The sequence below is a fragment of the Geothrix sp. PMB-07 genome (assembly GCF_030758935.1).
Taxonomy (GTDB): Bacteria; Acidobacteriota; Holophagae; order Holophagales; family Holophagaceae; genus Geothrix.
Genome location: NZ_CP132333.1, coordinates 2,553,658 through 2,565,427 on the forward strand (window position 1 = coordinate 2,553,658; position 11,770 = coordinate 2,565,427).

At 63.8% G+C, this 11,770-nt stretch carries 8 protein-coding genes; 7 read left to right on the forward strand and 1 reads right to left on the reverse strand.

The window, feature by feature from the left end:
* Positions 1 to 28 precede the first annotated feature (28 nt).
* Entirely contained in the window at positions 29 to 4,480 is a 4,452-nt protein-coding gene (locus Q9293_RS11380) for a PAS domain S-box protein (RefSeq protein ID WP_306246537.1), read from the reverse strand.
* 467 nt (positions 4,481 to 4,947) lie between these two features.
* On the opposite strand from Q9293_RS11380, the gene Q9293_RS11385 reads away from it, so the two are divergent.
* From Q9293_RS11385 to Q9293_RS11415, 7 genes are all read left to right on the forward strand, one after another.
* Positions 4,948 to 5,874 carry a carbonic anhydrase gene (locus Q9293_RS11385; protein ID WP_306246539.1) on the forward strand — a complete coding sequence of 309 codons (927 nt, stop codon included), beginning with the start codon at positions 4,948 to 4,950 and terminating at the stop codon, positions 5,872 to 5,874.
* A 15-nt stretch (positions 5,875 to 5,889) separates the two neighbouring features.
* Positions 5,890 to 7,611 (forward strand): methyl-accepting chemotaxis protein, encoded by a 1,722-nt coding sequence (locus tag Q9293_RS11390; RefSeq protein ID WP_306246541.1) that lies wholly within the window; start codon positions 5,890 to 5,892, stop codon positions 7,609 to 7,611.
* A gap of 74 nt (positions 7,612 to 7,685) precedes the next feature.
* On the forward strand, positions 7,686 to 9,413 hold the full coding sequence (locus tag Q9293_RS11395) for a methyl-accepting chemotaxis protein (protein ID WP_306246544.1): 1,728 nt from the start codon (positions 7,686 to 7,688) through the stop codon (positions 9,411 to 9,413).
* A gap of 100 nt (positions 9,414 to 9,513) precedes the next feature.
* Positions 9,514 to 10,014, forward strand: a complete 501-nt coding sequence (locus Q9293_RS11400) for a chemotaxis protein CheW (RefSeq protein WP_306246546.1) — start codon at positions 9,514 to 9,516, stop codon at positions 10,012 to 10,014.
* Between the two features lie 4 nt (positions 10,015 to 10,018).
* Complete coding sequence (locus tag Q9293_RS11405; RefSeq protein WP_306246548.1) at positions 10,019 to 10,321, forward strand: lipid asymmetry maintenance protein MlaB; 303 nt, start codon at positions 10,019 to 10,021, stop codon at positions 10,319 to 10,321.
* Positions 10,318 to 11,391 (forward strand): methyl-accepting chemotaxis protein, encoded by a 1,074-nt coding sequence (locus Q9293_RS11410; RefSeq protein WP_306246549.1) that lies wholly within the window; start codon positions 10,318 to 10,320, stop codon positions 11,389 to 11,391. The genes Q9293_RS11405 and Q9293_RS11410 overlap by 4 nt, the downstream gene beginning before the upstream one ends.
* A 14-nt stretch (positions 11,392 to 11,405) precedes the next feature.
* Positions 11,406 to 11,768 carry a response regulator gene (locus Q9293_RS11415; RefSeq protein ID WP_306246551.1) on the forward strand — a complete coding sequence of 121 codons (363 nt, stop codon included), beginning with the start codon at positions 11,406 to 11,408 and terminating at the stop codon, positions 11,766 to 11,768.
* Positions 11,769 to 11,770 lie beyond the last annotated feature (2 nt).

The following is an 11,770-nucleotide window of genomic DNA, read 5'->3' on the forward strand; positions in this document are numbered from 1 at the left end:
GAAAGGCCAGCCTCGGGCTGGTAGGGAGTCACAGGGAAGGCTCGGGATCGCGGATGGGCCGGATGTTTAGATCTGCAATGGCCCGCTGGATTTCCTTCAGGCTGAAGGGCTTCCGCAGGCTGGATACGCCTGAATGCGCCTCCAGCAACGGCGCCACTTCCTGGTCGCTGTAGCCCGTGGCCATGAGCACCCGTAGTTCCGGGCGAAGCGCCAGGATCCTCGGCAGAGCCTCAGCCCCGCTCATGCCCGGCATGTTCATGTCGAGCACCACCAGATCCGCCTTCTGGCCTGACTCCAGCCAGCGGATGGCGTATTCGGCACCGGGAGCCGTGGCCACGGTGTGCCCAAGCACCTCCAGCAAGGGTGCGACCGATTCGCGGATCAACTCATCGTCATCCACCAGGAGGATCCGCAGGCGTTCCGGCTCATCCGGAGCCCCGGCGGAGGGGGCTTCGATCACCGGGGCCATGGCCTCCACCCGCGCCGCAGGGAAGGTCAGGATGGCCTCCGTTCCCTGCCCTGGCTGGCTCTCCAGACGGAAGGCCCCGTCGTGGGCCTTCATGGTGCCATAGACCATGGACAACCCCAGCCCTGTGCCCTTGCCCAGGGGCTTGGTGGTGAAAAAGGGCTCCATGGCCTTGGCCAGCACCTCGGGCGGCATCCCTTCTCCGGTGTCGCGCACACTTAGTCTCAGCCCGCCATCCTCGCTGGGGGCGGTGCGAATGCAGAGGGTTCCACCGCCGGGCATCGCATCCATGGCGTTCACGCAGAGGTTCATGAGGGCGTGGCTGAGCGCGCCCGGGTCCCCGCGCAACAGCCCAAGGCCCTCCTGCAGATCCAGTTTGAGGAGGACGCGCTTCAGCGTGGTGTGGCTCAGCAGCTGGCTCATCTCCCGGACCAGGTCATTGAGGTCGATGGGCCTTTCCTCCTGCAAATCCTTTTTCGCGAAATAGAGCAGGCTCTTCACCACGCCTCGTCCGCGCATGCAGGCCGTCATGATGGTGTCCAGGCTCTTCACCTCCGGGGCAAAGGGCTCGGCCTTTTCACGCAGCGCGGAGGCCAAGCCCAGGATGGCGCCCAGCACATTGTTCATATCATGGGCCACGCCACCGGCCAGGCTGCCGAGGCTTTCAAGCTTCTGGGATTGGTGCAGCTGGAACTCCAGCGAACGGCGTTCCGCCTCCTGGTGCTTCTCGCGAGTGATGTCTTCCTTGATGGCGATGTAGCTCACCAACGCCCCGGATTCGTCCCGCACTGGAGCGATGGTGGCGCGTTCGTAAAGGGGTTCGCCGCCCTTCCGGAGGTTCTCGAACTCGCCCACCCAGGTTTCGCCCCGGGTGAGGGTTGCCCACATCGTGCGATAGGCGGTCTGAGGCGTCCTGCCGGATTTCAGGATCCGCGGATTCCGGCCAATGGCCTCCTCTGCCGAGTACCCCGTCACCGTGGTGAAGGCAGGATTGACGTACTCGATGATGCCTTCAGGATTCGTAATGATGATGGACAGAGGGCTCTGCTCGAGGGCCACCGAGATTTTCCGCAGGGACTGCTCTGCCGCTTTCCGCTCCGTGATGTCCTGGATGATGCCCACCATGACCGTGGGCTGCCCCAGGCTGTCCCGGTGGATGTCACCCTGCCCGTGGACCCAGCGTCTCAAGCCATCCGAGGCTCGCACGATGGGATAATCCAGGTCGAAGCGCTCGTGCCGCTGAATGATTCCGGCCACGTAGGCGCCCAGCTCATGGCGGAACTCGGGAGCGACGATGCCGATCCAGCCCGCCATGTCCCGCGGATAGTCGGGGCCGATGCCAAAAATCTGCTCAAGGAAGGGGCTGCACTGCCAGTGGTCCTCCTGAATGAGCCAGGTATAGGTCCCCACGCGGCCCGCCTCCTGGGCTTCCATGAGCAGCCGTTCACTCTCCAGGAGCGCCACTTCCGTGTTGCGCCGGTCATCTTCCAGGGCCAGGTGGTCGATGGCGAAGGAGATGTCCATGGCTGCTTCTTCCAGCAGCGCCACTTCGGCCGCCCCGAAAAACCCCACTTGCTTGGAATAGACTGCGATGGCCCCGATGACGGCTCCAGCGCGGCGGATGGGGAAGGCCGCCACGGATTGGAAGCCGGAGGCGTTCGCCTCATCCCACCAGGCTTCGCAACCTTCCGCGGTGAGAAAGCCATTCTCCACATAGGCCGTTTCGAGCTGAATGGCCCGCCCCATGGGGCCTGCGCCCAGCGGTGAATCGCCGCATTCCACACGGATGCGGTCGAGGTAGCCCGTCTGGTCGCCATGGCGGGCCGCCACCATCACCCGTTGCGAATGGGCCTCCCGCAGGCCGATCCAAGCCATGTCGAACTGGCCGAAAACCACCATGACTTCACAGATCTTGTCGAACAGCGCCTCCTGGTTGGGTGACCACACGATGGCCTGGTTCACCTGGCTCAGGGCCGCGTAGAGCTGGGACATCTTGCGGAGTTCCGCCTCCTGGGCACGGCGCTCGGTGATGTCACGGATGAACGCGATGACGCACAGTTGCCCATCCAGGTCACGCGCCCGTGCGCTGACCTCCACTGGGAAGGGGCTGCCGTCCTTCCGGCAATGGATCGATTCAAACCGGAGGGAACGGTGGGCCTTGGTCATGTCGAACAAATCGATACCCGCCTGCCGCGATTCCGGCACACGCAGGTCCAGCACGTTCATCTGCAGCCATTCCCCACGGCTGTAGCCGTAGCAGGCCTCGGCCTGGAGGTTGGCATCGAGGACGCGGCCTTCGCTGTCCGTGAGGAGGATGCTGTCGTTGGCTTCGCGCATCAACCACTCGAAGCGCTGGGAGAGATCCAGCTGCTTGCGCACCATGCGGGCCTCGTGGCGCCAGATCAGCAGCCCCAGGCCCACTCCGAGCAGCATGAGGGCGCCCACGAGCCCCAGACCGCCCGCCCAGACCCGCTGGCGGAGGGGCCCGTAGACCTCGGCCGTATCCACTTTGGCCACCATGTGCCAATCAGTGCCCGGCACCCGCTTGAGCACAGAGAGAACAGGTATGCCCCGGTAGTCGATGCCATCCAACAGGCCCTCCCGCCCCTGGATGGCCAGCGCGGCGGGCAACTTGGGATGGGCCGCCAGGGGAAAACGGAGCTTCAGGGCTGTGCCGGTCTGATGGCGCAGTTCGCTCAGAAAGAGGACATCGCCGCCATCCTGTCGGACCAGCAATGTCTCGGCCGTGCGGCTGCGGGTAGGCCAGGACTGGATCAACGGGTACAGGAAATGCCGGGGATCAATCCGAAGGGCCAGCATGCCTTCGGCCCTGGAACCGGTGGACCCGCTCCTGATGGGGATCCAGAGGCTCATGTGGACTTCCCCCTGGCCATCATCGCGGTGCAGGTCCTGCAGGACCACCTTCCGTTCGGAATAGGCCTGCTTCATGGCGGCGACGTCCCGATCGAGTTGCGGCGGCTCCAGGCGCGCCTGGGCAGAGGGATCTAACCCAGCGGGTGCAGATGACCGCACCTGCCCCTTGGCATCGTAGAGCACCACCTGAGCGTAGGTGTCGTGCTGAAGCAGACCTTGCATCCAGCCCACGACCTCCCGCTCGGATGGCGCTGCGGGCGAGTGCGACAAGTAGCGGTGCAGCTGCTCCTGCATCATGGCGTTTCTGTGAATCTGCTCGGCGTCGGCCCGCCGTTCCTCCATCCACTCGGCGATCTGGCGGGATTTCAGTTCGGCGATGGTGGCCAATTCCTCCCGGGCCCGCCCCCGGGCCTCCTCCACCTGCCAACGCATGATGTAGGAGCCCGCGAACAAAACCAGAGTGCTGATCGCCAAGAAGAGCAGCAACCCCATGGCCGAAAGCCCGAACACCGTCCAGGTGGGATCCCGACGTCCTCCGGGATGGAAGGCGGCCAGCGGCCAAGTGTCCCGGCCGCAATTGGAGAGCAGCGCAAGGCCCAGGAACATCCCGCACAAGGCCATCGGAAGGGACATGGGAATGCTGTCCGTCCCATAAAGGAGCGGCACACCCACTGCATAGCTGATCAAGACCAGCAACCCCATGCCCAGAGGCACCAACGCCACCAAGGCCGAGACCTGCCGGGCGCCCCGGGAGGGGAAAGCTGCGGTCCATCTTCCGAGATGGGACAGGGCTGCCGCAAATAGCGCGACCTCTGTCAGCGGCGAGGACATTTGCACGCCCGGTCGGTTGAGCGCCAGCCAGCGCTCGAGGGGAAAGGCGCCTCCGGCCGGGTGACCCACGATAAGACCGAGGTTTATGGCAGCCACGAAGCCAGCCATCCAGCAGGAGAGGCGGCGAATGATCGGCACGGGGGGCTTGCAGTCCAGGATGAGCAGCGCGACGGCAAGGAGAAGCACGAGAACCACCGCTGCCGGAGCCATGGGGACCGCGTCCCGGCTCAGCGCGGCAAGGGTGGACCTGCCGATCACCGTGCCCAGAAGTGACAGCAAGGCCACGAAGCCGGCAATCAGACAAAGCACCACCCTCAGACGAAGGGCTGAAGGAAGCGGTGGTGTTCCCTCGCGGGTGGGCGATTCATGCATCGGTTGCGGTCCACCCAGTCTTTCGGACGAAAATTCTGAACACTGAACCTTGGTTAACTTGGATTTTTCTCAAGTTTCATTCATTAACCACCACATTGAAGGGACTGGGCATCTCAGCTGTGACTGCCATCACACCTGGGGCAGCCATTGCTTAGTCCCCTCCCTGCTGCGCCGATGAAGGTTGAGCTGTGATTGATGCAAGTGATGGTGATTTTCCAGCCTAGCCTCATCGACGAAGGTAAATTTTCGATAAAGAATAATGAAAAATACTCGCACTCATACCCCACCCACAGGTCGTATAAATTGAACCACCTCCACTTCCGGCATCAAATGGCAAAGGTTGCTCAACTGCAAAATTAGCCCAGTTATCCCTCCCACAGGATGAAATCACGGCGAGGTTCTCCATGACATCCACGACCTCTCTCCTGGCACTGCTGCTCACAGCCACGCCCTTCCTTGCCGCGCACCAGGAGGAGCCGCGGAGCGCCTTCAAGGAGGATCACGCCAAGCCGCGAGCTGGGCGACTGGAAGCCAAGGAGGCGAAGAAGAAGACGGCTCATGGCAGCGAGGCCAAGACTGCCCAGGATCCAGCGGCACGGTTGAAAGCCCTCGAACAGGAGAATCAGCGGCTGCGGCAGGAACTCGCCGCGAAGAATGGCGCGGCTGGATCCCAACCCGGGGCGGAATCGGCCTCGCCCGAGGGCGCGCTTGCGGAGCTCAAGGCGGGCAACGCGCGTTTTGCCGCAGGCACCCGCACCCGCACCCAGATGGGTTACAACGATGCGGCCTTGCGAGCCACCCTTGCCAAGGGCCAGGCGCCTTTCGCCGTCATCGTCACCTGCAGCGACAGCCGCCTGGGCGACAACTTCATCTTCGATCAGGAACTGGGGCGCCTCTTCACGGTGCGCGAAGCCGGCAACTGTCCCGATACCCAGAGCCTGGCCAGCATCGAGTACGCCGTGGAGCACCTGGGCTCCAAGGTGGTGGTGGTGATGGGCCACGAATCCTGCGGCGCCGTGAAGGCGGTCCTGGAATCGGGCCCCACCCCCCTTCCCGGCAACCTCTGGAGCCTGCAGGCCGCCATGTCGGGCCTGGTGGAAAGCGTTCCCCATGCAGCCAATGAACCCGCCAGCGCGCACATGGCCCACCTGGTGGAAGCCAATGCCCGGCGCCAGGCCAAGGTGGTGCTGAGCCGCAGCGCCATCGTCCAACACCTGTGCGAGACCGGGAAGCTCAACGTCGTGCCTGCCGTCTACGAATTGGCCAGCGGCCAGGTGCGCTTCCTTCCGGCGGTGTCCCTGGATGCCCCCAACACCGAAACCCATCACTGATCCTGGAGATCCGCCATGCTGACCAACCTCAAGATCGGTGCCCGCCTCGGCCTCGGTTTCGGCCTCATTCTCGCCCTGCTCATGGTGGTCATGGGCGTGGGCCTTAACCGCATGGGCGTCATCGGCGAGAACACGAAGGAGATTGTCGAGCACTACAACATGCAGGAACGGCTGGCCTACGACATGGCCGAGCAGCAGCACATCGTTTCCCGTGTCATGCGCACCATCATCCTGGAAGCCGATTCGGCGGAAAAAAAGAAATACGACTCAAAGCTGGAGGAAGCCCGAAAAGCCTACGACGAATCCGCCTCCAAATTGCAGGCCAGCCTGCGCTCGGAGGAATCCAAGAAGCTGTTCAGCGCCGTCCAGTCCGCCCGGGAAAAGGTCCGCCCCTCCAACAACAAGGTGCTCGATCTTTCCCTCAAGGGTGGCCGGGACAAGGAGGCTGCGGCCGTCCTGATCGATGAGGTGCAGCCCCAGGCCAACGCCTTGCAGAAAGACATCGATGATCTGGTTGCCTACCTCAAGGCGGCCACGGCCAAACGCTACGGCGAAGCCAAGGCCGCCGAGTCGCAGGCCACCACGTACATGATCACCATTTCCGTGGCAGCCCTTCTCGCCGGCATCGTTCTGGCCTTGTTCATCACCCGCAGCGTGACCAAGCCCTTGGCGGCCATGGGCGCGGTCATCGAAACCGTGGCCCAGGGTGACCTCACCCAGCGTGTGGAGATCGACTCCAAGGACGAACTGGGCGAACTGGGCCGCATCCTCAACAGCACCAACGAAGGGCTGCGGGAGATGGTGCTGCAGATCCAGGAAAGCGCCCTCGCCATCAGCACCGCCTCGGGCGAGATCTCCATGGGCAACACCGATCTCAGCCGCCGCACCGAAGAGCAGGCCGCCAGCCTGGAAGAAACGGCCAGCAGCATGGAGCAGATCACCAGCAACGTGAACCAGACCGCCGACAACGCCCGTTCAGCCAACACCGAATCCAACAAGGCGCGCCAGATCGCCCAGGATGGTGGCGCCGCCGTCACCCAGGTCATCGCCGCCATGGAGGCCATCAACCAGTCCTCGGCCAAGATCAACGAGATCATCGGCGTGGTCGATGAAATCGCCTTCCAGACCAACCTGCTGGCCCTGAACGCGGCCGTGGAAGCGGCGCGAGCCGGGGAGCAGGGCCGCGGCTTTGCCGTGGTGGCCGCGGAAGTACGCAACCTGGCCAAGCGCAGCGCCGACGCGGCCAAGGAGATCAAAGGCCTCATCCGCGAAAGCGTGGCCAAATCCATGGATGGCAACAAGGTGGCGGCCCATGCGGGTGACACCATCCAGGAGGTGGTAACCAACGTGCAGCGCGTCACCTCGCTGGTGAGCGAGATCGCCAATGCCACTCAGGAACAGAGCACGGGCCTCAACGAGATCAACAAGGCCGTGGTTTCCATGGATGAAGTGACGCAGCAGAACGCGGCCCTGGTGGAAGAATCCGCCGCGGCGGCCGAATCCATGGATGCCCAGGCCCATGCCCTGACGGAAATCGTGGCCCGTTTCAAAACCGGCGTCGAAGTCCGCCGCACCCAGGCGGCCCGGCCCAAACCCCAGGGGCCCGCAGCCCAAAGCGCTGCCAAACCCGCCAGAGCTGCGGTGAAGCGCGGCCCTGCCCGCCCTGAAATCGCCCATGCCAGGCCCACGGTCGCCACACCGAAAAGCGACGAGGACGGCTCCTGGGAAGCCTTCTGAAACCCGCCTTCACCGCCAGTCCACCCCCAAGGGAGCAAGGTCAACCCCTAACCCGGAAGCATCAGGAGGCTCGCATGTCCTTCCTCGACAACTTCAAGATGGGCCCGAAGCTCATCGGCTCGTACCTGGTTCTCGCGGCCCTCGCTGCCCTGGTGGGTACCGTGGGCATCAAACAGATTCGTGTCATCGATGCTGCCGACACCAAGCTCTACGAAAAGATGACCGTGCCGCTGGGCGAAATGGGCGACATGATGCAGCTCTTCCAGCGGCAGCGGGTGAACCTGCGCGACGCCATCATGACCGGCGACGTCGAACGCTATGGAGGCCGCATCAAGGAGCTCGAAGGCCAGCTGAACAAAATTGAGGAATCCTTCCAGAAGACCCTCCTCACAGACAAGGGCAAGACGGCCTTCAGGATCTATAAAGATGCCAACAGCAAATACGACGAGGTAACAGCACGGTGCCTGACCCTCGTCCAGGCAGGCAAGAGCCGCGAGGCCGAGGCCCTCATGCGGGGGGAGGGGGCCAAGGATCAAGCGGCTGTCATCGAAGCCCTCGACAACATCCAGAACATGAAATTGGAACTGGCCAAGGCGACTTCGGATGGCAACACCGCCATCGCCAATGGCGCCGTCAACCTGATGCTGGCCATCATGGGACTCAGCGTGGCCCTGGGCGTGGTGACCGGCATCATCATGACCCGCGGCATCACCCGGCCTCTCAATCAGTTCGGCGAAGTGCTGCACGCCGTGGCCGAGGGCGACCTGAGCATCCATTCCGACCTGTCCTCCAAGGATGAACTGGGCGTCATGAGCGAGCAGCTCAATGCCACCATCACCCAGCTGAAGGAAGCCATGCTGCAGGTGCAGGAGAGCGCCCTGGCGATCAGTACCGCCTCGGGCGAGATCTCCATGGGCAACACCGATCTCAGCCGACGCACCGAAGAACAAGCCGCCAGTCTGGAAGAGACCGCCAGCAGCATGGAGCAGATCACGAGCAACGTGAACCAGACCGCCGACAACGCCCGTTCGGCCAACACCGAATCCAACAAGGCGCGCCAGATCGCGCAAGATGGCGGCGCCGCCGTCACCCAGGTCATCGCCGCCATGGAGGCCATCAACCAGTCCTCGGCCAAGATCAACGAGATCATCGGCGTGGTGGATGAGATCGCCTTCCAGACCAACCTGCTGGCCCTCAACGCCGCCGTGGAAGCGGCGCGAGCCGGGGAGCAGGGCCGCGGCTTTGCCGTGGTGGCCGCGGAAGTTCGAAACCTGGCCAAGCGCAGCGCCGACGCCGCCAAGGAGATCAAGGGCCTCATCCGCGAAAGCGTGGCCAAGTCCGTGGATGGCAACAAGGTGGCCGCCCACGCCGGTGACACCATCAAAGAGGTGGTGGCCAACGTGCAGCGCGTCACGTCCCTGGTGAGCGAGATCGCCAACGCCACCCAGGAGCAGAGCACCGGCTTGAATGAAATCAACAAGGCCGTGGTGCAGATGGACGAGGTGACCCAGCAGAACGCGGCCCTGGTGGAGGAATCCGCCGCCGCGGCGGAATCGCTCGATGCCCAGGCCCATGCCCTGACGGAAATCGTGGGCCGTTTCAAGACCGGCGTCGAAGTACGCCGAAGCCAGGCAGCCAAGCCCCACACCACCATCACTTCTCAGCCCGCCAGCCCAAAAACAGCCGCCAAGCCCACCCGGTCCGCCCTGAAGCGGCCACCGGCCCGCCCCGAACTGGCCGCCGCCAAGCAGCCTGTTCCCATGCCCAAAGGCGACGATGACGGGCAGTGGGAATCCTTCTGACCTACCTTGTGAACCGGAACCAAACTCACACCCAGGCCCCGCCCTTCCGAGACAGTAATCAGCCCTGTCCTGCACGGCGGATCCGATGACGGAGAACACCATGGCTACCACAGACGCCAGTTCCCAGGGGCTCCAACAAGTGCTTTGCTTCGCCCTGGCCGGTGAAGCCTATGCCCTGCCCATCCTGAAGGTCCGTGAGATCCAGGCCCAGGCCACCATCACGCGCATCCCCAAGGCCCCGCCCTACATGCCGGGCGTCATCAACCTGCGGGGCGCCATTGTGCCCATCCTGGAGCTGCGCCAACGATTCTCCCTCGGCGAGGCCCCCGAAGATACCCGCCCGGTCATCGTCATCGTGGAGGTTCAGGGCCGCACCTTGGGCATCCGCGTGGATTCAGTATCAGACGTCCTGGATCTGGATCCCTCCGCCATCCGGCCGGCCCCCGAACTGGGCACCCAAACGGCTTTGGGCCGCGAATTCATCGCAGGCCTGGCCAGCCTTCCAGGCGCCAGTGGCAACGATTCCATGCTGATCCTGCTGGATCTGGACCGCCTGCTTTCCGACGGGGAGCTGCTGGCCCTCGAGAACGCCACGGTCTGATCCCATGGCACGGAAGTCCACTCCCCCCCTCCCATCCCACGCCCTCGAGGGCGATCTGGATGTCTTTTCGATCCACCTTCAATGGGAACGCCTGTTGCCCCTGCTGGGTGATGCGAGGGGAACCCTCCAGCTCGATCTGACCGCGATCAGCGATCTGGATCTGTCCGGCCTCCAGTTGCTTTGCGTCCTGGAACACGACTTGAAGGCCAAAGGGATTCCCCTTTCCATCCTGGGCGTGAAGCCGGAATGGCAGTCCCGCTTCGCGTCCCTGGGACTGGGCGCCCTGTTCGGGGGGGGCCCTTCATGAATCGTTGGTTCCGGGGCGCCCCGGCAGCGGGGCCCGAGCCCATCCTTGAACCGCCACCACCGGCAGCTCCGGATGGACTGTTGCGGGCGAACCTCCTCCGCGTGGCCGCCCATGAAGCCAGCATGCTGGAGGGGCGGGTGAATTTCCTCACCCCGGAGCTGATGCAGGTGGACAGCCTGGTGCGAGAAGCGGCGGGCACCCTCCAAGACGCCTTGAAAACCCTGGACCGCAGCGTTCAGCACCAGCACAGCCTGGCCAGCGACGTGCAGGCCACCATGCGCACCTCCCTCGAGGGCTCTTCAGAATCCGAGGGCTTCGATGCCATGAGCGCCACCATCATGGGCACCCTCGATGGCTTCGTGAACCACATGCTGGAGATCTCCCAATCCACCGTGCAGTTGGCGGAGCAAGTGGACGACATCCGTGATCGCTCCGGGCGCATGGAAGGCATGCTGGTCGAGCTGACCGAGATCGCCGGCCGCACCCACCTGCTCTCCCTGAATGCCAGCATCGAGGCGGCCCACGCCCGCCAGTTCGGCGCAGGCTTCGCGGTGGTGGCGGGCGAGGTATCCAAGCTGGCGGACCGCAGCACGGCCCTCAGCGGCATCATCCAAGAGCAGGTTCTCGGCACCCGGGCCGCCCTGGACCGCACGGATGCCCAGGTTCAGGCCATCGCCAGCAAAGACATGAACGTGGCTTTGCGCTCCAAGGGCGAATCCGAAGCCCTGGTGCATTCGCTGCAGACCACCAATTGGCTGGTGAAGGATCTGGTGGGCCAACTGGAGGACAACGCCCGGACCATTTCCTCCCAGGTGGGCCACGTGGTGCGTTGCCTCCAGTTCGAAGATCTGGTGCACCAGACCCTCATGGCCTGCCTCCAGGATCTGGGCAACTTGCTCGATCAGGCCCAGGCCTGGAAGGCCTTCGAGGCCAGCCTGCAAGAGGGCGGACCCGAGGCCGAGGCCCTCGCCACCCTTGATGAAGCGCTTCGCGGCATCGAGGAAGCCCGGGTGCAGTTCCGCGCGGTGAAGAGCGGTTCGCTCAACGCTGGCGATGTCGACCTTTTCTGACCAGGAGCCTCCCGATGGGCCATTGCATTCTCACCGTCGATGACTCGAGCACCATGCGCCAGATGATCACCTTCACCTTGAAGGGCGCGGGCTACGACGTTCTGGAAGCCGCGGACGGCGTGGAAGGGCTGGAGATGGCCAAAGGCAAAAAGCTGTCCCTGATCATCACCGACGTGAACATGCCGCGCATGGATGGCATCACGCTCGTGCAGCGCCTGCGGGCCCTTCCGGAGTTCAAGTTCACACCCATCCTCGTGCTCACCACCGAATCCGATGCCTCCATGAAGCAGAAGGGCAAGGATGCAGGTGCCACGGGATGGATCGTCAAACCCTTCAGCCCCGAGAAACTCCTGGAAGTGGTGAACAAAGTCCTCTGAGG

What these genes read in the sequence shown, in the direction of transcription:
- Q9293_RS11400 (WP_306246546.1), top strand. Translation starts at nt 9,514, where the DNA reads ATGGCTACCACAGACGCCAGTTCCCAGGGGCTCCAACAAGTGCTTTGC.
- Q9293_RS11385 (WP_306246539.1), top strand. Translation starts at nt 4,948, where the DNA reads ATGACATCCACGACCTCTCTCCTGGCACTGCTGCTCACAGCCACGCCC.
- Q9293_RS11410 (WP_306246549.1), top strand. Translation starts at nt 10,318, where the DNA reads ATGAATCGTTGGTTCCGGGGCGCCCCGGCAGCGGGGCCCGAGCCCATC.
- Q9293_RS11415 (WP_306246551.1), top strand. Translation starts at nt 11,406, where the DNA reads ATGGGCCATTGCATTCTCACCGTCGATGACTCGAGCACCATGCGCCAG.
- Q9293_RS11405 (WP_306246548.1), top strand. Translation starts at nt 10,019, where the DNA reads ATGGCACGGAAGTCCACTCCCCCCCTCCCATCCCACGCCCTCGAGGGC.
- Q9293_RS11390 (WP_306246541.1), top strand. Translation starts at nt 5,890, where the DNA reads ATGCTGACCAACCTCAAGATCGGTGCCCGCCTCGGCCTCGGTTTCGGC.
- Q9293_RS11395 (WP_306246544.1), top strand. Translation starts at nt 7,686, where the DNA reads ATGTCCTTCCTCGACAACTTCAAGATGGGCCCGAAGCTCATCGGCTCG.